Raw genomic sequence first — 21,937 nt, 5'->3', positions numbered from 1 at the left:
TAAATCTATTTTTTATGTATTCCTTAACATGTTCAGAGTTTTTTCTTTTACATCGTTAATGTGAAAAGCATCAGATCGTTGATATAGGAAAATATAATCTACTGCGGTTCCTAGTCTCTGGTTTTCGTTTGCATTTCCAAACTTCCTTTTCCAAATAATTTGATTAATCAAATTATTTCTTCCGAAAATGTTATCTAGCAAAACAGCTAAATAAGCTTGTTCGTTATAATCGCACTGAACAAAAATAGAACCATCTTCCCTTAATAGCCTTCTTGCCAACTCCAGCCTATTTTTCATAAATGTGAGCCATGTGGAATGATTGAACGAGTCGTTATAGTTAAAACTATCATTCTGAGTGTTATAAGGTGGATCAATATATATGCACTTTACTTTGCCTTCGTAGTGTTTAAGCAGGCTCGCTAAGGCAATAAGGTTGTTGCCTTTTATAATTAAATTATCGTTATCGTTAAAAGTTATTCCCGTTTCTTCTTTAACGTGAATAGTGTCAGGATCTAGTTCTCCAGTTAAATCTTTTTCATCGACCGCTGTATAACGTTTAGCGTTTGTGAATACTTTAGGAGCAAGCATGCGAGAAATCTCGTCACTCGCTATCGTTTCGTTATAGAAAATCTCACTTCGTTTTTGATCATCTTTATCTTGGCCGCCTTCCAGCACGCAATCCTTGTAAGGGAAGTCAAGCACAACATCGTTTGTTTGCGAGATGAAACTGCCGTTATGGGTAAGCCCAATTTTGTTTGTGTAAGCAGTGTAAGAGTCAGGCAGAAATTCCTTTGATTCCATGAACCAAGCAAACTTTTGCTTATCAAAAACGAGCGTACCTTGAACGTCTTTGAAGAAGGTTTCTTTTACGTCTTCGTTTGAGAGGAGAAGGGTGAGCAAATCTTCACTCATTGCCATAACATCACTGTACACAACAGCTTTAAGAAGCTTACCATCCTCGGCTTTGTATTTATCGTTTGTAAGTAGTAAGTCTGCTACCGTATCAAAAATGTTCTTCATCATTTCACCTCATTGTTCTTTACCTGTTTTACTTCGCAAATGTCTTTGATGTCGCATTCCAAGTATTGACAGATGCGTAGTAGTGTCTCTGTATTCACGTTTTCACCTTTGCTAATTCTAGCTATGGAAGCTGATGATATTCCAGCATCTTAAGCATATAAGCAAAACACCATACGAACAGTTAGTGAGCGGAAGATTGTCGGAATATCTAACAGCTTGCTCAGCTGGAGTAACAGAATCACCTTGACGTTCTTCAGGCTTATCAAGATCAACATTCTTACTTTTTTGCTCTACAAGAAAAAGAGAATCAGGGCACAACATGTCAATGTACCCACGGTTAGCAGTACGATACTCAAACTCAGTATTGTTTATCGCGTCTGGAATACCCAAAACGTTTTGCATAAAATCAAGCCAAAACTTCTGCGTTTCCTGCTTTTCGTCGCCGCAACCTTGCCAGCGCTCAATAAACTCTGCTGCCTTTTTGTGATGATCTGCAATATTCATGAGTCTATTATCTAACTCGCTAGGGATTAGCTATGTGTTTATTGTTTTAACTTGCGCATAAAACCGCCTACATGCCCAATCGCACGTATCAAAACTGTTTCCTTAACGCAACAATTTTGATACACTTGCGTTATGTCTATTTTTGTGAATGATACTCTTCTTACACGTGAGGAAGCATCAGCCCAGCTAGCAGTTAGCACTCAGAGAGTTAGCGCATTATGCTCGAATCATTTACTAACAACGTACACATTTGGAAGTAGGAAGATTTTAATTTCACTAAATTCTGTAAATCGTTATAAGCAACAAAACTATAAAAGCGGTAGGGCATATGCTCCGTCACTAGCTTTTGCAGCATTGTTTATGCTTAGCAGTTGTGAAGTTTCGTGGATCAATAGGCAACAGAAGTATCGCATAGAAGCATATTTGCGTTCGATTACTCCACAAGAGCTGGTTAATAGATCTAAAAATCGCGCGAAAACAATGGAGTATTGGTGTAGAAAATCGCGTTTAGTAGAACTTTCAAAGCACTTAATACTTTCTGCAGCAACCGGAAATATGCGCTCACAATTCCAACTTACGCAAAGTGACAAAATAGAAGGATATGTAAGTAACAACAATCTAGGGGATTTAATAAATAAGTTTCATCTTAAAAATAAAGAAGACGGCGTAGATAGTTCAATAATTAATGTTAAACTTCGCGTTATTGAAGATTCTAAAGTTTTCGATTTCATTAGCCAAAATGTTTCTTCACGCATTACTGAAGACACACAAGTAACATCAGCAAAATCATTTATGCCAATCGCAGTGTGCGCTGCAGATTTGGCCGAATCTCTTGACGTTCGCGAGCGCCAAGCAGGATTAAATAAGCTCTCAGAACTACTTACTGAATACAATCTCGCAAAATAAAGTCTTGTATATATAAGTGCGTATAGAGAAAAGCTTGTGAATATTCAGGAATATAAGCCAAGTTCTAAACACCGTTACTAACTCAGTCAACAAACTGAGAAAATAACGGTGTTTGGCGATTGCTACGTACTACTTTATAAATCAGCCAGCTTAAAGCCGCAGCGCGCTAAACTTTTTAGCGATAGCTTCCACTAAGTATGCAAAACAGCCTAATACGAATATCTAATCACATCTTTCTAACTTTCAAGCGTGCGTAGTAAAATTGTAAAAATAAATTTTACTGTAAAGTAAAAATTTGCAGAGAAGGGGAATGCACGTAATGTCTTATAAAACAGTTGATTCTTTAATGCGACATCTTAGAGATAGTGGCGTAATGATTTCTGGTACTGCGCAAAAAAGACAACTAATAAATACTGGCTATTTTCATGGATATAAAGGTTATCGTTTCTTTAGCGATACACAAAGTAGACATCAAATACCATTTTCTTCATATAACGAAGTGTACGCAACAATAAAATATGATTCAGAGTTGAAGTCACTTTTCTACGGAAAAATTATGTTCATAGAAACAGCTGTAAAAAATATAGCTATGGAGTGCATACTTAGGAAAAGTCGTTCGGAAAGTATCCAAGCTATGCTGACCAAATCAGTTAGTGGTGCGAATAATTCTCCAAAAAATTTTAATAATGATCAAAAAAGAAAAGCTCAACAAAAGAAATTAGATTTACAAAATTCTATCCAACGTAATCTTGCGCGTGCATATAAGAATAAAGATCCCAAAATTACGCATTTTTATGATAAATATGCAGATGTCCCAATTTGGGCATTATTCGAAATAACGATGCTTGGAGATTTTGGAAATATTTTGTCGTGCCTTACATATGAGGTTAGAGAAGATATTTCTAAGAAAATTGGATTGAATTTGTCATCTGATACAAATCGCGAGCTTGTTTATGAATATATTTATCTGTTAAAAGATTTAAGGAATGCAATTGCACATAATTCTGCCATTTTCGATACGCGTTTTAAAAAAGCGAAACCGTCGCGACCTATGACAGCGTGCTTGATTAATGAGATTCATTTGCCTTATGTTAATTTCAATAGTATTGGTGATTACATTGTGCTTGTGTCGTATTTTCTAAAAATTCTTCATGTTTCCAAAAGAGAAATAAAGTCTTTTATTAGTGAATATGAAAAAATAACTTCAGATTATATAAATTCTGTTGCCAAAAGTAATGTAAACGTTGTAAAAGCGGTTATTAAGAAAGATTGGAAGAAAAGGATGACAAAGTTAAAAGATTATATTTGATAATTAGCTTTTTACGCACTATAAGTTACAATGAAAATGTAATTGCGGTGTGCGTTTGCGGACACACACCTGTGGGAGCTGACATAGTTTCGGCTCCCTCTTTTATTTTGAGTCGTTAGATACGAAATGGCGAATATTTAGAAATAGTTATAAACTCACTAGTAGCAGTCCACCTAAGCCTACTAACAGTGCTCAAATCTGGGGGTTCTTTTTTGGTAAGCGGTTCTGCAATTTAAACATTGAATGTGCTCTAAACTTTAGCAATCGTTAGAGTCTAAGAGTTTAAAGCATAGGATGTTAGCTAGGGAAGTGCAGTACGTTTAAGTCGATTTCATATGTCTGGTAGTTCAATAATTAATGTTAGACTCCGCGTTATTGAAGATTCTGAAGCTAAACGATTTCATAGTAAGAATGATTATAAAAGATTAAGATTTCTAAAATCAAAACTTACTAAAGATTCAATATATTGGGACACTCTGGATTCCGAGCATAAATTAAATGGTTTAGACGTGATTGATACGCTTGTGCCACATTGTATATGATATTTATATGAAAATTTAAACAATGATCTATAAAGGAGAATAAACTTATGAGAAGAAATATGGACTTAGTTCGCGAAATTTTAATTGAAGTTTCTAAAAGTGATAAAGAAGTTAGAGCAAGCGAAATTGCCGAGAAAAGTAGTAAATACTCTCTTGAAGAAATTATTTACAACATGAAAATAATGGGAGAAGGTAATTTAATTAATGTATGTATCGACGAACGAGAAGTTGGTGTTGTAGATGTTATCGTTCTAGATATAACTTGGTGCGGTAATGACTTTCTTGATTCTATAAGCTCTAACGAAATATGGGAAAAGATAAAAAATAATTTTTCGGATAAAATTATTAATATTCCTTTTGATATACTCGTTAGTTTGGCTAAATTGTACCTAAAAAGTAAATTAGGCTTATCTTAATTATTTTTTATTCTATTCATCATTTTATCTTGCATAAAATTAATATTTATGCAAGATAAAATGATTCAGTATGCGTGTTTTATATAGATGTTTAATTGTATTTAAATATGCTCGAATTAAGTCTTTTAAGCATTGTTGGTAACTCAACTCCAAGCTGCTTGCCAATCCACAATCTAATAATATTTATAGAGCAAATATTAATTGTATACATTTTCTCATAATCTTTTGGAGTTTTTTCCATATTTTTGTTAGCATCAGCATGTTTATTTTTCTTATAAATATAATTCGTTTCTTTTGCCCAATCAAAATCTTCGATATATATTGGAAAGCATTCGCCAAATTCATCTTTTATCGCGTGTAATGCGCACGTAAAACATGCCAATCCACCGTTTTTGTTCATTCTATCTTTTTGTCCTTTGCTTTTTATTATTCCCAACCCAATATCTTCTAGTGCAACACCTAGGCTTATATTCACAGATTCAACTGGAAGATCATTTTGTTCTTTTGCTATGTGCGATATTATTCCCATCGCTCTTCCATATCTTTGCAATAGTTCAAACCATTTTTCTATTCCACAAGTATTAATATCGTCAAAATCGAACAAGAATTGTTTATTATGCTTTTTATCAATGTTTTGCGCATAAGCATTTAAATGATGAAGAACATGGAACCATTTTACTGTTGAATCATTGCAAGTATTATTGTTTTCCACACCTACTTCCATTTTTGAAAATTCGCATCGCTCTAATTTAGATATAGAGATAAGATTTAAAATCCAATTATGAATTGAAATATGCTTTTCCCAATTCAATTCAGCTTCACTATGAGTCTCAATAAATGCTTCTTCTGTAAAGCTTACAATACTGCCATTTTTTGATATTTTTCTTACCTGCTGATCGATAGCAAGCGACAGACTGATGGGTGATTTATTGCTTTCATTTTGCATTGAATTTATTTTGCATAACTCTTTGCTACTAGATTTTTTAATATCAATTTTTATACTTTCACCATCATCAGAAAGCTTATTAACGCTAATTCCTCCCGATACGAACCAATCATATAGATTTGAACAACTCGTTCTCAAATTAGTTATTTTTTCAAATTGTTTTTCATCTGAACCAACGATTATGTAGTCGCATGTAATTGTCCCAATTCTAATTTGATTCATTCCATTCTTGGGTGATCCTGTATCTCTACATCCTACTAACGTATATGTTTTACTTGAGGATAAAACTTGCAAAATATTAGGTACAGGCAATCTGTTTATTGTTTTATATTTTGCATCAGAGTTTACATATATAACGCTATTTCCTAAAAACCACCTAAAAATTTGACCACTAAGTTCTTTAAATAACACAGACAGTTCAAATTTCAGAGAGTGTACAATATTTTGTGTAAACACAAAAAAGAGTATAAAAAAAGAAGCCACTAGTTGTATAATTAATCTACCAAAACAAATTAACAAAGGAGTGACTTCTAAATGGATTTTAACACAGAATTGACAAAAAGACTATTACAAGGTGACAATATTAATCACTTATTAAAAGAAGCGATTGAAAATGGGATTAATCAATTACTTCAAGTTGAATTAACAGAGCATTTAAACTACCCTAAACATTCTGTAGAGGGATATAACACCGGAAATTCAAGAAATGGTGGCTATAATCGTAAAATTTATTCAGAATATGGTATTTTAAATATCCATATTCCACGAGATCGTAACGGAGAATTCGAGCAAAAAATTATTAAAGCTTATAAAAGAAATTCCGAAAAATTAGAAGAGGTTATTATTAAACTTTATTCTAAAGGCTTTACTAACCGTGAAATTGCAGAGTGTATCGAAGATATTTACGGTCATCACTATAGCCCTACTACCGTAACAAATATTACAAAACAAGTTGAAGACTCTGTTAAAGAATTTCATCAAAGAAAAGTTCAATCTCGTTATGCAGTGATTTATGCTGATGCAACGTATGTTCATTTAAGAAGAGCTACTGTTCAAAAGGAAGCTGTTCACTTTTTAGTAGGAATTACTCCAGAAGGCAGTAAAGAAATTCTTGATTATGCAATCTATCCTACTGAATCTGCTGAACACTATAAAGAAATGTTGGAATCATTGAAACAAAGAGGATTACAAGAAGTTTTACTATTTATTACAGATGGACTTAGTGGGGTTAAGACTGCTCTTTTAAGCGTGTTTCCTAACGCAAAATATCAAACTTGTTGGGTTCATTTAATCCGACAATTACAAAAGAAGGTAAGAGTTGAAGATAAAAGAGAATTAGTAGATTCACTTAAGAAAGTTTATCAATCAAACAATAAAGAAGATGCAGAGAAAAAATTAAACGAATTTCTAGAAAACATACACAAACGTTATCCTAAAGTCTGTGCAAGTATTGATTCAGTTTATGACGATTTATTAGTCTTTTTTGACTTCCCTAAACAAATTCGTCAAAGTATTTATACGACTAATTTAATTGAAAGTCTCAATAAGCAACTAAAAAAACGATTAAAAGCAAAGGAACAGTTTCCAGCAGAGGATAGTTTAAATCGTTATCTAGGAGTATTTTGTATTGAACAAAATGAATTATCTAAAGAAAGAATTCATAGAGGATTTGGATTAGCGTCTTATGACCTGCACGAAAAATTCGAAATCCAATAATATTTGCTTTTCGTAGAAAAGCAAATATTATTGGATTGATAGCTTGATTGACAACTAGTGGAGTTTACACAAAATTCTTGACACTGCCAAATTTCATTCCGTTATCATGTAACATAACTACAGTTTCAGAAGAATCATTATTCTCTGTCTTCAAAAAACCAAGAATGGGTTTAGTTAAATCAAGGCTTTTATCTTCCATAATCTATTAATCTCCAACCAAGTTTCTACTTTTAATGAGAATATTCTAATATACAAATGTAAATGACAATAATTTATTGTTTGCAATTTTAGCACTATAAGCCAATGCAGCAATCAATAATTTCGCTTGAGAATATTACGCACCCACGTATCAAAACTGTTTCCTTAACGCAACAATTTTGATACGCTTGCTCGCAAATTCTATAAATTAGATTTGGTATACAAACAAAGTCAAAGTTGTAAATACAGCAATATTTTGTAGCATGAGTTATAGGAGTCTTCCTGCGTTGAAAGTCGGCTTCACGCCGTCGGTTGATTTACTCACCTTAGGCGTTGTGTGGGCTCCTTTATTTGTTGACTTTCAACCAGAAATCAATATTTAGAGGCTTGCGATTTGTATGGTAATTTTCAGAATTTTTATAATGCTCTGCATCATACAGGTCAAGCACAAGAGGAATTTTATTATTATTTACTATAAACTACGAAAATAGAGACAATGATCATTTTTCCTGCACAAGAAAAACAATCTTTAGAACTCATAGAAAAGTGGGAATCTGAAAGCAAGAGTAATTAAGAGTGTATACAGTTCTACCTGAAATTCCTTACAATGCTGTAATGGGAATTCAGACAGAACTACAAACTACCGTACTTTGCGCCAACGCAATCTATCGTCGTTCGCGCCTAGTTTACACATCATAAGAGTTCCTCGTATAGTCACTCCTTGTTGTCCGGAAGTAGAGCAGAAGCTTCCCGGGTGTACTAGGGGAAGTTGCTGTTGTTGAGACTGCTGCTGAGGAACGGGAGCTGGTTGTGGGGTAGGTGCTGGTGCCTGCTGCTGAACTGGTGCTTGGACAGGTTGTTGATTATCTTGCTGTTCTTCTGCGTTCCTATTTTCAGATTGCGTAGAATTTGAATTGGAATTATCTACAGATGATTTGTTTGTTGGATTCTTTTTTGTGCCTGTTTTGTTAGTGTTAGTTTGATTTTTATTGTCAGAATCCCCATTTGAAGACGACTCTGGTTTATTTTTATTATTGTCTTTGGAATCCTTGGATTTGTCATCTTTTTTATCTTTTTGGGCAAAAATTGAATCCTTTTCAATTTCGCAAGACAAGTCATTCTTTTTTACGGAACAGATTTCGTCAGAGTAATGATTTATGGCAAATTCTATTTCTGCTTCATCAAACTTAAAGTCTTCAAGTTTTGACTTTGCGTCTTCTTCAGTTAAATTATTATCATCTTCTACGAGTAGCCTTAATTTTCTTACTGCCACATTGTTGAAATCGTAAGTGTCGTCCAAATAATTTATAGCAGATTCGGAATCTTTCGCAGAGCATTCGGAAGTTGTCATCTTTTTCTTAATAGCGTTCAAGGACAAAAAGTCATCGACTACATAGTTTTTTGCTATATTTTTACATTCTGATGCACTTAACTTGGTTTTAGTATTGTTTGGTTTATTTTGCTGAATCGAGCCTATGACACCAGCTGCTAAAAAGATTATTAATATAGTTAGGAGTATATGTTTAAGTTTTTTAGATTTTGTATTTTTTGGATTTTTTGCATTATTTGGCTTGTGAGACATGTTGGTCTGGTTCTTATCATATGATGCAGTGCTGTTATTTATAATTTGAGTTTTTTGTACGTCACTATTTTTGTCAGAAACATCATTGTTATTCATAGAATATCTTTCTCTGCTGTAAATACTTGATATATCTTATTACCGTCTTTATGAGTACTGTTACAGTTTAACCGCATTTTGCTTATTTTGTGAATAGAATTTATGTTAAATATTTTCTATTCTTCAAATTAGAAAAATTGTAAGCTTATGAAGATTAAATGCGTATCAAAACTATTTCCTTAACGCAACAATTTTGATACATCTTCACACTAACTTTGTAAATTAGATTTGGTATACAAACAAAGTCAAAGTTGTGTAATAATGCAATATTTACTAATATCCTTTATAGGAGTCTTCCTGCGTTGAAAGTCGGCTTCATGCCGTTGGTTGATTTACTCACCTTAGGCGTTGTGTGGGCTCCTTTATTTGTTGACTTTCAACCAGCAATACTCTGTATGCCAGTTTGTATTTTATGCAATAGTATTTTCAAATTTTTGTGTTTATAACCTTATAACTCAATTTTTTAGAATACCTAATATTGTAAGGATTATCTAAAGAATAATTTGCATAAATTATTAGAATATAAATTATTATACGAAATACTGCAATTGCAAAAGTAGGGAGAAAGTATATGAGCTACGTTGCTGATAAACCTATTGAAAAAGCTGCTGAAGATTTGTTGGGAAGATCTGATTTTGCGAAACAATTTGGAAAATCGATTTGTGAATATGATAGCAAAGATGGTCTTGTAATCGGTTTGTATGGAAAGTGGGGTAGCGGCAAGACATCTATTATTAACATGGCAATATCTGAGATTCCAGTAGATGAAAACGAAGCCCAAAAAGTAGAAAAAGAAAAATGGTATTCAAGAGTATACAAAAGAATCAAAAAAATTTTTACTTCACAAAAAACTGAAGAAGAAGATCAATGTTATTATCCAATAATTATTAAATTCTCACCATGGAATTATTCCGACAAGAACAATTTAATCAGTTTGTTCTTTCATGAATTGAAGAATAAATTAGGCGTTACTAAAGGAGAAGAGAATAAAGGAAAAATCGGGAAGGCTATAAGTCAATATTCCGATATTATTGACGTTTTATCATTTATTCCAGTAGCTGGGCCTGCAATTGCTCTTATATTGAAAACTATTTCCAAATCAAAAGGAGCTAAATTGATGCAAGCTCCTAGTTTGTATGATGCTAAAGAAAAATTGTGCGAGGCGCTAAAAGATTTTAACCACAAAATAATTATTTTTATTGATGATATAGATAGATTGACTACTCCTCAGATTAAAGATATTTTCCAATTGGTTAAGCAAGTAGGCGATTTTCCAAACATAATTTATGTTCTTACAATGGATAGGGAAATTGTTTGCAATGCTTTGTCTGAATATCACAATATTGATGGAGATGAGTATTTAAAGAAAATTGTTCAAGTTTCTTTTGAAGTTCCTGAAATTGATAAATCGTTGTTACTTGAAATACTAAAAGGCAGGCTCAGCAAAATTATACACAAAAATAATTGCGAAGAAAAATTTGAAAATAACGAATATTTTGAAACAGTACTTGAAAATTGTGTGAATCCATATATCAAAAATATAAGAGATGTAAATAGATTGATTAACGCGTTCCAATTCAAATATGCCGCTTTATGGAAAGAAACATCATTTGTTGATTTATTAGCTATTACTACAATAGAAATCTTCGAGCCGAAGCTATACGAATGGATTATTGATAATGCAATCTATGTATGTGGACCACAATCATATGACGATTTAAGAAAATATGAAAAAAGAACTTATGAATACTATAAAAATGAATTCAAACAGCTTGGATTAAATTCAGAATCATCTATGCAAATGATTATATTGATGTTCCCTCCATTTGCTAGGTCGATTCATTACATTGGCGAATATTCTCATTCAGATGATTTGCAACTTTTAAGAGATAATCGCATCGCATCTGTTGAAAAATTTAGTTTATATTTTATGTTCGATATAGGTAGAATTAAGGTTTCAAGAGAGAAAATTTATGATTGCTTGTATAAATATGATAAAGATCTTTTAATTAGTACTGTTAAAAATATTAATTCACAAGGCAACCTTGACTATTTGTTAAGAAGCATGGAGTCATTGTTTGATAAAGAACATTATGAGCGTTTTAAGTTCGTTGTATTTACGCTTATAAATTTGTATGGAGAATTTGTAAATAAAGCAACAGAAATAAATAATATAAATAATATTTCTGATTCAGTATCTGAATTTGTACTCTATTTTATTCAAACATTAGACTCTGAATATGAACGTTATGAAATAATTTATTCTATTCTTAAAAATTCCAATAAATCTAATCTTGGACTTATTGCAGATATTCTTAATCAAGAAGAAATGGCATTTGGGAGATTTAATAATAAACCCGAGCGTAAAGATTTGCAATTAGTTAACTTAAAGCATTTAGAATCTCTCGAAAAAATTTATATAGACAAAATTGAACTCATTTCAAAATCTGAAAATATGCTAAATATAGGAAGATTTAGTAGAGCATTTTATTTGTGGGAATATCTTGATAAAGAAGGAGCTGAAAACTACATTAAAACACTATTTAACGATAATCTTAATAAAATTAAATTTATATTCATTCATTCATATCGAGCCAGAGGTTTGAATGGCTATAGTTGGAATATTGATTTAGAAAGTTACTCAAATTACATTTCTAGAAAAGATTTTTACAATGGAATTAAAGATTTCGCTAAAAATCATTTGTGTGAATTTAATAAAGAAGAACAAATAAAATTAGCGTCATTTGTATTGAATTATGAAAATAATAGTGATGACTTTAACCATGCGTCTGAGCGAGAAGCATTGCAACTCATAGAAAAGTGGAAATCTGAAAGCAACATATCAAAGCAATAAATCATATTGGGCACTAGCACACTGCAGTTAGTGCCCAATATTTTTGCCGCTTACCCTATTGGGTAGCCTAAAGTATAGGAGTCTTCCTGCGTCGAAAGTCGGCTTCATGTCGTCGGTTGATTTACTCACCTTAAGCGTTGTGTGGGCTCCTTTATTTGTCGACTTTCAATCCAGTCACAATGACACTATTAACGCTCAATCACTGCTATTCATTACTTGCACCGTTTGGTTTTTGTGTGAGAAGGAAGGCTAAGTACTAGAAACTGTCGAAAACACCAAACCATTTGGTGAAATAAACAAAATACCGGACGGAATTGTCGAAAACACCAAGCCATTTGGTGAAATAAACAAAACACAAACCAAAACTGTCGAAAACACCAAATCAGCCGATAAAATCGACATTTTCTATTGCTGCAAAAATTATTTAATGCATTCAGCGACACGCCAAATAGGCGAGGGCTTGCATTTGAGAATATTTAGGGTATAGTAGTTACTCGTGCTTCGGCGCTGACATTGTTAGCAAGAATGCATCGCGGACATAGCTTAGTTGGTAAAGCGCAACCTTGCCAAGGTTGAGACCGCGGGTTCGAGTCCCGTTGTCCGCTCTAGGTCCGATGAGTTATTCGACCTTACGGTGGGTTAGCCAAGCGGTTAGGCAGCGGCCTGCAAAGCCGTATAGATGAGTTCGACTCTCGTACCCACCTCGATTAAGCGGGTTAGCTTAATACACAACCGGGCGGTTGGCGCAGTGGTAGCGCACTTCCCTGACACGGAAGGGGTCACAAGTTCGAACCTTGTATCGCCCACTCGAAAGGATTGCCTTTCACGCATAATTAAAAAAATTTTGGGTGATTGGCGCAGCGGCTAGCGCACTTCCTTCACACGGAAGGGGTCATAGGTTCGATTCCTATATCACCCACAATATGTTCGCAGTGTAGAAGCACTGCGTTTTTTGTTATCTGGCTATTATTTATTCCATGTTGTCTACTGTTAGTCTTTAACTTGCAAATTGAAAATTTTAAAGCATTTCAATCATATAATAGCAAAATAAGTAATATCTCATATAAATTAGTTATTTCTTCACAAAAACACACATAATAATGTTCATTTTGCGTTCATTTAATATCGTGCTATACTCAGCATCGTACAAGTGAAAATTGCAGGGGTACTGGAAACAGTTGAGAAACACCCTTTGAACCTGTTTTGTTAAGACATGCGTAGGGAGCAATTACAGTAAGTGATTTCTTTCTATCACGATTTTCGTGATATCTTGCGTTGCCACAAAGTAGTAGCAATTACACGAGTATCAACTAAACAATTAAAGAAAAACTAATTAAAGAAAAACTAAAAACATCCTCTCTACATAACCTTTAGGGAGGGAAACTTGTACAACACAAGGAGAAAGACTGCAAAATGATTGATAGCAGCATAAATGCTGAAACTATAGAATCAGCCATAAGCTGGCTTGCAGGATTCACAGAAAAACCAGGCGAACAAGGAGTTACACGTCCTCTTTACACAAAATCCTGGAAACAGGCTCTTTTTGCTCTTCGCCAACGCTTCGAAAAACTCGGCATGACTGTTGAATTCGATTCGATTGGAAATCTAATCGCAACTGTCGAAGGAAGTGAAAAACCAGAAAGCGTAATAGCTTGCGGTTCTCACATTGACACTGTTTCAAGAGGAGGTCGTTTCGACGGCCAACTTGGAATAGTTGCAGCTTATTTGGCAGTTAAAAATTTGCTTACTAGATACGGAAAACCGAAAAAGAGTTTACGCATTATCTGCTTAGCAGAAGAGGAAGGCTCACGTTTCCCATACGTATTCTGGGGTTCAAAGAATTTCTTCGGACTAGCTAAAAAAGAGGATGTAGAAAATATTTGCGACAGCAACGGTGTTCCTTTCGAAACAGCAATGCGTGAAGCTGGGTTCAATTATCAAACAACTCAACCTAAGTTTGCAAATCTTGAAGCTTGGATTGAGTTACACATTGAGCAGGGACCAACGCTTTACAGTAATCATGAAGATTTAGGCATTATTACTAGCATCGCCGGTCAACATCGTTGGGATATCCATCTTAAAGGCGTACAAAATCACGCTGGCACAACCATGATGTCTTACAGGCACGATGCTGTAGATTGCATGTCTCATATAATCACAAAGAATCTTGATAAAGCCAAGCAAGCAGGAGACCCACTGGTACTTACTTTCGGTAGAATCAGCGTAGTTCCAAATCAAGTAAATATTGTTCCTGGAGAAGTTACTTTTTCAATGAACTGCCGTCACACAGACAAAGCTTTTCTTGATAAATTCTTGCAGGAACTCGACGAAGATATTCACAAAACTGCCGACGCTTACGGGATTACAGCGAAGATTGACAAATGGATGTCTGATGATCCTACACCTCTTAGCGATGACATTATAAATCTCTTGAAAGATCAGGCTGATCAGCAAGGTTACGCCTACAGAGTTATGCATTCAGGCGCTGGACAAGATACTCAGATTTTTGCTCCGTTTGTAAAGTCTGGAATGATTTTTGTTCCTTCAAAAGATGGTATTAGCCACGCTCCTGAAGAATACACAGATCCTCAAGATGCGGTTCATGGAGTAAAGCTTTTGCGAGACGCTTTGCATAGTTTAGCTTATGAAAACTAAATAAAAGAACTAACTAAGAACTAACTAAGAACTAACTAAAAACTAAAAATAGAAATTTAGGAAGGACACCAAAAGGCATATATTATGCAAACTTCACTGCTTAATTAATCGCAGCGAAGAAAAGTGAATATCGAATGAGAGTACAACACTTATTCACGAATAAGAGGCTGATACGAAGGGGCGCACCACCACGGGTACGACATCCTTTCGTATCTTTTTTTATTTTTGGACAAAATTGTTATCTTTCTTTCGAAAAACCACGAAACGAAACAAAACCACAAAATCTAATTACAAAACAGCAGAACACATAAGGAGGTGTTGATGAAGAACAGCATACTGTTAAAAGACGAATCAGTGAGTATAGAGCAGCTAAAGCGTTATCGCGAGCGCGGCTACACTAACGAAGATTTACTGCCGAAGCCGCAAGAAAAACGCACAATGAGCGCTCTTAATTTTTGCACTTTGTGGATGCAGTCTGTACACAATATTCCTAATTATGCTGCAGTTGGTGCGTTCCTTTTAATGGGATACTCTCCAATTTACGTAATGATTGGTATCATGCTTGGCGCAATTCTTACAGCAATCGTTATGGTTGCTAACGGTGTTGTAGGTTCCAAATATGGCATACCGTTTTCTATGCATTTGCGTGCAACATACGGAAAAGCAGGCGCTCAACTACCAGGATTCCTTAGGGGAGTAGTCGCCGCAATCTGCTGGTATGGTATTCAAACATATATTGGTGCTAAAGCTTTAGAGATTCTAGTTGGCAAAATTTGCCCTGAATTTCTTACGTTTGGAAATAAAATACCATTTGTAGGTGCGCACATACCTATTATTATTTCCTTCACAATATTCTGGTTGCTTAATTTGGCAATTGGTTTAGGTGGAGGAAAAACTCTTAATAAGCTAACTGTAGTATTAAGCCCGCTTATTTACGTTGTTTTTGGTTGCATGAGCGTATGGGCTATTAGTTGTGCTGGCGGATTATCTGCAATCATGCAATATCATGCTGCTGTTCAAGCTCCAACTAATTACGGTCTTGGCCTTTTCATGATGATGGTTGTAAATTCTGTGCTAGGCGTGTGGGCTGCTCCTGCCGTTTCTATTGCTGATTTTACGCAGAATGCAAAATCAACAATGGCTCAGCTAAAAGGTCAAATTGCTAGCTTCTTGCTTAGTTACGCACTTTTTGCTTTTACAAGCGTAGTTATTTTAGTGGGCGGATCGCTTTTTTACCATGAAACCATTACAGACGTGCTTGTTATCATAAACAAGTGGGATAATCTTCCCGCAATTGCAATAGCTACTGGGTTGCTTCTACTCACTACAGTTTGTACAAATGCTACTGGAAATATTGTTCCTGCAGCATACCAACTAACTGCTTTAGCTCCGCGATTTGTAAATTATAAGCGTGGCGTAATTATTGCAGCTCTTGTAAGCACTGTGTTAATGCCGTGGAAGTTTATGGCTAATATTACTGGCTTCTTGAATCTTATTGGCATGCTTTTAGGTCCTATTGCAGGTGTTCTACTTGCTGACTATTACGTGGTAAAACGTAGAAATATTGATATTGATCAAATTTACTACAGTACAAACAGCTCGTCGAAATCTGCTTATTCTGGAACTAACTGGATATCTTATACTGCTACGATACTTGGGCTTTTATTTGCTCTTTCCGGGCAGATAATTCCGCCACTTTCACCGCTTACTCAAATCTCATGGATTGTGGGATGCGCTGTAGGCTTCGTGTGTCAAATATTACTATCAAAAGTTTTTCAGCCAACAATGGCTAAAGAAAGGAAATAATATGAACTACGATGTAGTAATTACAAATGGTTTGGTTGTATTCGATAATGAAGCAACTAAAGCTGATATAGCAATTAAAGATGGCAAGTTTGCTGCTTTCGGAAGCAACTTTGCAGCAGAGAAAACTATTGACGCAACTGGTTTAATAGTTGTTCCTGGAAAAGTTGATTCTCATGTTCATATTAACGCTCCAGGCGGCGGAGTTCGCGACGATTGGGAAGGTTTCGTAACCGCAACTTCTGCCGGCGCAAAAGGCGGTATTACAACAATGCTGCAAATGCCTTGCAATCAGATTCCTGCAACTACTGATGGAAAATCGTTTGAAGCAGTGCTTGAAGAAGCCGACGGAAAGCTCAAGGTTGATGTTGGTCAAACTGGTGGCTTGGAACCACAGAATCTAAACGGTGGAATATGCGAGCAAGATAAGCAGGGTGTTGTTAACTACAAAGCCTTCCTTGGCACTACTGGCGACAAGGATTTGCAAGTTGATTTGTACAATTGCGACGACTACTCCTTGTACACCGGTATGCAGCAAATTGCTAAAACAGGCAAAATTTTGATTATGCATTGCGAAAACGCTCCTATTACAGATCAGCTTGGAAAGAAAGCTCATCAAATGGGAGCTAGAAAACTTTCTGAGTTTGTAGCAACCAGACCTGTTTTCACTGAAGTTGAAGCTATTGAACGCGCTTGCCTTTTTGCTAAAGAAACTGGATGCAGAATTCATATTGTTCATGTTTCTTCCCCAGAAGGCGCTCAAGCTGTTGCTAATGCTCGTAAGAATGGCGTTGACGTAAGCTGCGAAACTTGCAACCATTACCTGTATTTCGACACTTCTGAGCTTGACGAGATCGGAAATATTGCTAAGTGCACTCCGCCAATTCGCGACAAGGAAAACCAGAATGGCTTGTGGGAAAAGGTTTTTGACGGTTCTATTAACTTCATTGTTTCCGACCATTCGCCAGCTCCTCTAAGTTTGAAGCAAACTGATGATGCTTTCACAGCTTGGGGCGGTATTGGTAGTGTTCAAAATGATGTTGATGTGTTCTTTGATGAGGCTGTACAAAAGCGCGGAATGTCGTTAACTCAGTTTGTGGCATTGAATTCTAGCAATTCTGCAAAACGCTTCGATCTGAAAGGAAAAGGCAGCATACGTTTGGGTTATGACGCAGACTTGGCATTCATTAAACCAAATGCTCCTTATGTTCTTAAGGCTGAAGATCTTGAGTATCGAAACAAGTTCAGCCCGTACGTTGGCCGCACTATTGGCTGCCAGGTGGTAAGAACTTTGCTTCGCGGTGAAGAAATTTACAGCCAAGAAAATGGCGTTTGCAAAGACTTCAAGGGCAAGTTTATTCTTCATCCAGCTAAGGATTAGGTAGAATATACAAACGTAATATTTAAAAACTTAAAACATATATCTACAGAAAGGAGGTAAGTGTGCTGAAACTTAATCACGATACTGTGGATTATGTTGAGAACGAGAATTTACTTGAACTACTTAAGCGCGAAGGTTACGACAGTACTTTTGTTGCAATAGAAGTTGATGGTGAATTAGTAAAACGCAAAGATTTTGAAACTTTCATAGTTAAAGATAACGCAAAAATTGAAGTATTTAGCATTATGGGAGGAGGATGAATGGAAAGTGACGATATTCGCGCAAAAGTTCTTAAGCGCCAGCTAAAAGAAGATAATGATTTGTTTGCTCAACAATCAGTTTCAATACTTGGCTGTGGCGGTTTAGGATCAAATATTGCGTTAATGCTTGCGCGAGCCGGCGTAAAAAAGTTGTTCATTTACGATTTTGACAGCATCGAGTATTCGAATTTAAACCGTCAAAATTATACGATTAACGAAATTGGACAGCACAAAGTGTCTGCTACTAAAGCGCGACTTAAGGAAACTTTGCCGTACGTTGAAGTAGAAGCTTTTGTGCAGAAAGTTACGCCGGAATCGTTAGACGAGATTGCTGAACGCTCCGACTTGTTTATTGAAGCATTCGACAATCGAGAATCGAAAGCAATGGTTCTTGACTATTTCATGAATCATCCTAACAAATATGTTATTACTGCTTCTGGCTTATCTGGACTTGGAGATATTAGGAACGTCAAAATTAAGCATATTTCAAACGTGTGCTTAGTGGGTGATTTTAAGTCTTCTCCTGAAGACGGCTTGTATTTGCCTTATGTTTCGATTATTGCGAGTTTAGAAGCGTTAGAAGCGCTGAAATGGATAAAAAATGGAGGAAATTATGGAGAATGAAGATTATTTAGAATTGGGTGGTAAGAAGTTTACTTCTCGATACATTTTAGGTTCTGGAAAGTATTCTGAGGAACTTATTGACGCAGCAGTAAATAGTGCTAAAGCTGAAATGATTACTGTAGCAATTCGCTATAGTGAGAAAGCTGCAGGAATTTTAAAGCATATTCCAGAAGGCGTTACTATTTTGCCTAATACTAGCGGCTGCGTAACTGTAGAGGAAGCAGTAAACACTGCTCATATTGCTCGCGAAATGGGTTGCGGTAACTTCATTAAGTTGGAGATTATTCCAGATCGCAAGTATTTGCTACCAAACAATGAAGCCACTTTGCAGGCAACAAAGATTTTGGCTGACGAAGGTTTTACTGTTCTTCCTTACATGTATCCTGACCTTTATTTTGCTAAGGCAATGCGCGATGCTGGCGCTGCTGCAATTATGCCTCTTGGCTCTTTGATTGGCTCTAACAAGGGTCTTGAAACTAAGAAGTTTATTCAGCTTATTATTGATGAGATCGATCTTCCTGTTATTGTCGATGCTGGTATTGGTGTTCCAAGCCAGGCTGCTGAAGCAATGGAAATGGGCGCTGCTGCAGTAATGGCAAATACTGGCGTTGCTACTGCAAAAGATATCGTGCTTATGGCTAAAGCATTCAAGCTTGGTATTGAGGCAGGCCGCGCAGCTTATCTTGCAGGGCCAGGTCGAGTACTTGAAAAAGGCGCAACACCATCTTCTCCAAAGCGCGATGATGAAAATAAATAGAATAATAACTTTTTGAAATACCTAAATAATACTAAGTAATTTAAATAGTTATTTTTACGAAAGCCTCGCATTATTTGTAACATATTTTGCGGGGCTTCCGTTATAAACATAATTATTTACTATTTTTAGAAAATTTTTGATTTATACAATTTACTAATATTTTTTAATACCAACTGAAAAATCAGCAATATTCTCAAATTTGCTTTTATATTTTATGTATATTTTGTATTCTTTTAGCAGAACAAAAGTAAGTATTACTTTGTATGGCGTATTCTTATAAGAGATGTGATTGACTCAAGCAAAGGAGAGAAGCATATGGTGTACTGCAATTTATGCGGAACTGATAATGCCGATAATATGAATTTCTGTCACGCATGCGGTGCTGCATTAACAAAATACTCATACCAGCAAAATAATCAAGTAGATACTTGGAGTACAGCGCCTTTGGTAAGTCACACATCTTCAAGTTATAATACGCCATTAAGAAATGGCAATTATTCCTCCTACCAGCAGCCTATGCAGCCTATGCAGCCTGCACCATACGGACAGCCTACACAATACGGACAGCCTACACAATATGGCCAGCCGCAATACCAGCAGCCTATGCAGCAAACTTACCAGCCAGCTCAGCCTACTGAATACACTCAGCCAAAACATGCTCAACCAATGAATCCAACTCCTGCAGAAACTGCAGCAGCAAAAAATGAAGAGCCTGTATACGAATCAAATAATCCAACAGAAAAACAGAATACGGAAAACACTGCAAACACTGCAAACACTGCAAACACTGAAGATATCAATTCTGCACAATTAAATACAGAAACTGTAAATCAAACTACATCTTTTGAAGCATCTAACGAGGCAGAAAATAAAAATACTGAATCTGCTAAAGAAATTAACCAAAACGAGAATAGCGAAACAGTTAATTCAGCTATACAAAATAATTTAGCGAATCAACCTGTCAGCAATCAAACTTACCAAAATCCACAACAAGAAGCAGCTGCAAGCAACCCTGTAGCATACTACGAAAATATGCAGCCAGCTACTACAGCACAATCCTATGCGCAAAATCAAGCGTACGAAGCGCCATATAATTCATATGACCAACCGCAGTACAATGTTGCGCCTGTACAAGAGTATGATCCAAATGCTCAAGCGTATCAGAACTATCCTCAAGATGCTCAGCAGCAGTACTATCCAGAAAATCAACAATATTACGACACAAATGCGAATCCAAATCAAGAATATGCTTATACGCCTGAAGACTATGCAAATCAGCAGGAGTATGCACTTAACAATAAGAAGCGCAAGACTAAGCGAAACATAATCATAACAGTAGTAGTTTTGCTAATTCTTATTGCTGGATCCGTGGGAGCATATTTTGCATTAAGCAATTTTGTATATTCTCCTAAAGCTGTAGTCACTAATTATTTGAATTTGCTAGCTCAAGGAAAATATACGGAAGCAACGAACAAATATAACGAAACACAAGCTGATAAATATAAGCTCACGGGAATTGTTACAGACGAATTTGCAAAAGATGCAAAGTCACATATGTACAATCCTCAAGTTCTGTCCGTAAAACCTTATGATTGTGTTGTTGGAACATACTATGAATATAAATATGCTAAATATCTTCCAGGAAAATTCGCGAACAAAAAAACTACTTGCTACAATGCTGATGTAAGTTACTATGTTGGTGGAAATCTTATTAAAAAGAAAATAGTAGTAAGACCTAACGGTACGCAAATGTTTATGTTCACTAAGTATCAGGTATCTCCAAGAAGCATGACAAGATTATTGCGAATAAGAGTTCCTGAAAATTCTAAAGTTATAAAAGTGAATAATAATAATCTTGATCTTTCTACTTCCAGCTTCAGCTCTTCCAATAACGAATACGATGTTCTTGCTTATCCTGGAATTTATAACATAGTTGCGCAAAATAAAGATGGTGAAGAGCAAAGTTTCACAGTAGATACAGAAAAAAGAGTATCAATATATGGTTATTCCGTAGATACTGCAGGAGACGACGATGATACTGATTCAGACACTGATGTAGATGACAGTGATGACGACACTAGTAGCGACGACGACAGTAGCAGTAGCGACGACGACACTAATAGTGACGACAGTAGCAGTAGCGACGACACAAGTAGCAGTGACGACAACTAAAATAAAATCACTTAGGTTTTGCTAGTGATCATAGTGAAACCTAATAAATCATGGTGAAGCCGGCAGTAATATGTCGGCTTCACTGTTTTTTAAAGCACAATCAACACACCGCAGAAACCCAAATATAGCAAAGAATTTAACCATGTAAAATGCAAAAACATATTAAAATTTGCATTCGCAATAAAAAGCAAGTAGA

At 35.6% G+C, this 21,937-nt stretch carries 18 protein-coding genes, 4 tRNA genes and 1 riboswitch; of the genes, 16 read left to right on the top strand and 6 right to left on the bottom strand.

The window, feature by feature from the left end:
- Positions 1-12: 12 nt before the first annotated feature.
- The 3 genes from ACPFYS_RS00695 to ACPFYS_RS00685 are packed head-to-tail and all read right to left on the bottom strand — an operon-like array spanning position 13 to position 1,524.
- Positions 13-1,023 (bottom strand): site-specific DNA-methyltransferase, encoded by a 1,011-nt coding sequence (locus tag ACPFYS_RS00695; RefSeq protein WP_427876933.1) that lies wholly within the window; start codon positions 1,021-1,023, stop codon positions 13-15.
- Positions 1,020-1,118 carry a helix-turn-helix domain-containing protein gene (locus ACPFYS_RS00690; RefSeq protein ID WP_427876931.1) on the bottom strand — a complete coding sequence of 33 codons (99 nt, stop codon included), beginning with the start codon at positions 1,116-1,118 and terminating at the stop codon, positions 1,020-1,022. The genes ACPFYS_RS00695 and ACPFYS_RS00690 overlap by 4 nt, the downstream gene beginning before the upstream one ends.
- A gap of 19 nt (positions 1,119-1,137) precedes the next feature.
- Positions 1,138-1,524 carry a type IIL restriction-modification enzyme MmeI gene (locus tag ACPFYS_RS00685; RefSeq protein WP_427876929.1) on the bottom strand — a complete coding sequence of 129 codons (387 nt, stop codon included), beginning with the start codon at positions 1,522-1,524 and terminating at the stop codon, positions 1,138-1,140.
- A gap of 132 nt (positions 1,525-1,656) precedes the next feature.
- Between ACPFYS_RS00685 and ACPFYS_RS00680 the strand changes: the two genes are divergently transcribed.
- The 3 genes from ACPFYS_RS00680 (at position 1,657) to ACPFYS_RS00670 (ending at position 4,697) form a co-directional block, all read left to right on the top strand.
- Positions 1,657-2,430, top strand: a complete 774-nt coding sequence (locus tag ACPFYS_RS00680) for a helix-turn-helix domain-containing protein (protein ID WP_427876928.1) — start codon at positions 1,657-1,659, stop codon at positions 2,428-2,430.
- A 319-nt stretch (positions 2,431-2,749) separates the two neighbouring features.
- The gene (locus ACPFYS_RS00675) at positions 2,750-3,739 is read left to right on the top strand and encodes an Abi family protein (protein ID WP_427876926.1); all 990 of its coding nucleotides are present in this window, start codon (positions 2,750-2,752) and stop codon (positions 3,737-3,739) included.
- 589 nt (positions 3,740-4,328) lie between these two features.
- The gene (locus tag ACPFYS_RS00670; protein WP_427876924.1) at positions 4,329-4,697 is read left to right on the top strand and encodes a DUF2513 domain-containing protein; all 369 of its coding nucleotides are present in this window, start codon (positions 4,329-4,331) and stop codon (positions 4,695-4,697) included.
- Between the two features lie 91 nt (positions 4,698-4,788).
- On the opposite strand, the gene ACPFYS_RS00665 is transcribed toward ACPFYS_RS00670, so the two are convergent.
- Positions 4,789-6,054 carry a hypothetical protein gene (locus ACPFYS_RS00665; protein ID WP_427876922.1) on the bottom strand — a complete coding sequence of 422 codons (1,266 nt, stop codon included), beginning with the start codon at positions 6,052-6,054 and terminating at the stop codon, positions 4,789-4,791.
- Between the two features lie 123 nt (positions 6,055-6,177).
- Here ACPFYS_RS00665 and ACPFYS_RS00660 point away from each other — a divergent pair, with 123 nt between their 5' ends.
- The gene (locus ACPFYS_RS00660) at positions 6,178-7,359 is read left to right on the top strand and encodes an IS256 family transposase (protein WP_004126753.1); all 1,182 of its coding nucleotides are present in this window, start codon (positions 6,178-6,180) and stop codon (positions 7,357-7,359) included.
- Positions 7,360-8,197: 838 nt separating this feature from the next.
- Here the strand turns inward: ACPFYS_RS00660 and ACPFYS_RS00655 are convergent.
- Positions 8,198-9,235: a hypothetical protein gene (locus ACPFYS_RS00655; RefSeq protein WP_427876920.1), complete on the bottom strand. Its 1,038-nt coding sequence runs from the start codon at positions 9,233-9,235 to the stop codon at positions 8,198-8,200.
- Positions 9,236-9,806: 571 nt separating this feature from the next.
- On the opposite strand from ACPFYS_RS00655, the gene ACPFYS_RS00650 reads away from it, so the two are divergent.
- Positions 9,807-12,089 (top strand): KAP family P-loop NTPase fold protein, encoded by a 2,283-nt coding sequence (locus ACPFYS_RS00650; protein WP_427876919.1) that lies wholly within the window; start codon positions 9,807-9,809, stop codon positions 12,087-12,089.
- A 249-nt stretch (positions 12,090-12,338) separates the two neighbouring features.
- Here the strand turns inward: ACPFYS_RS00650 and ACPFYS_RS00645 are convergent, their stop codons facing one another.
- Positions 12,339-12,491, bottom strand: a complete 153-nt coding sequence (locus tag ACPFYS_RS00645) for a hypothetical protein (RefSeq protein ID WP_427876917.1) — start codon at positions 12,489-12,491, stop codon at positions 12,339-12,341.
- Between the two features lie 130 nt (positions 12,492-12,621).
- On the opposite strand from ACPFYS_RS00645, the gene ACPFYS_RS00640 reads away from it, so the two are divergent.
- From ACPFYS_RS00640 to ACPFYS_RS00590, 11 genes are all read left to right on the top strand, one after another.
- A tRNA-Gly gene (locus ACPFYS_RS00640) sits at positions 12,622-12,694 on the top strand.
- 28 nt (positions 12,695-12,722) lie between these two features.
- Positions 12,723-12,793 (top strand) — tRNA-Cys (locus ACPFYS_RS00635).
- A gap of 30 nt (positions 12,794-12,823) precedes the next feature.
- Positions 12,824-12,895, top strand: a tRNA-Val gene (locus ACPFYS_RS00630).
- Positions 12,896-12,935: 40 nt separating this feature from the next.
- Positions 12,936-13,008, top strand: a tRNA-Val gene (locus ACPFYS_RS00625).
- A gap of 232 nt (positions 13,009-13,240) precedes the next feature.
- A riboswitch (TPP riboswitch) is annotated at positions 13,241-13,330 on the top strand.
- Between the two features lie 172 nt (positions 13,331-13,502).
- Positions 13,503-14,744 (top strand): hydantoinase/carbamoylase family amidase, encoded by a 1,242-nt coding sequence (locus tag ACPFYS_RS00620; protein WP_427876915.1) that lies wholly within the window; start codon positions 13,503-13,505, stop codon positions 14,742-14,744.
- Positions 14,745-15,065: 321 nt separating this feature from the next.
- Positions 15,066-16,550, top strand: coding sequence for an allantoin permease (gene allW / locus ACPFYS_RS00615; protein WP_427876914.1), 1,485 nt, complete (start codon positions 15,066-15,068; stop codon positions 16,548-16,550).
- A 1-nt stretch (position 16,551) separates the two neighbouring features.
- A complete protein-coding gene (allB, locus tag ACPFYS_RS00610; RefSeq protein WP_427876912.1) occupies positions 16,552-17,928 on the top strand; it encodes an allantoinase AllB in 1,377 nt (458 codons plus the stop codon).
- Positions 17,929-17,990: 62 nt separating this feature from the next.
- Entirely contained in the window at positions 17,991-18,188 is a 198-nt protein-coding gene (gene thiS / locus ACPFYS_RS00605) for a sulfur carrier protein ThiS (RefSeq protein WP_004106666.1), read from the top strand.
- Positions 18,189-18,812 (top strand): sulfur carrier protein ThiS adenylyltransferase ThiF, encoded by a 624-nt coding sequence (gene thiF, locus ACPFYS_RS00600; RefSeq protein ID WP_427876909.1) that lies wholly within the window; start codon positions 18,189-18,191, stop codon positions 18,810-18,812.
- Positions 18,802-19,569, top strand: a complete 768-nt coding sequence (locus ACPFYS_RS00595; RefSeq protein WP_427876907.1) for a thiazole synthase — start codon at positions 18,802-18,804, stop codon at positions 19,567-19,569. Before thiF ends, ACPFYS_RS00595 begins: the two co-directional genes overlap by 11 nt.
- Positions 19,570-19,884: 315 nt before the next feature.
- Entirely contained in the window at positions 19,885-21,741 is a 1,857-nt protein-coding gene (locus tag ACPFYS_RS00590) for a zinc-ribbon domain-containing protein (RefSeq protein WP_427876905.1), read from the top strand.
- Positions 21,742-21,937: the final 196 nt, after the last annotated feature.

This window comes from Gardnerella sp. 2492 (assembly GCF_050320365.1).
GTDB lineage: Bacteria > Actinomycetota > Actinomycetes > Actinomycetales > Bifidobacteriaceae > Bifidobacterium.
This window is presented reverse-complemented; position numbering and strand designations above follow the sequence as displayed.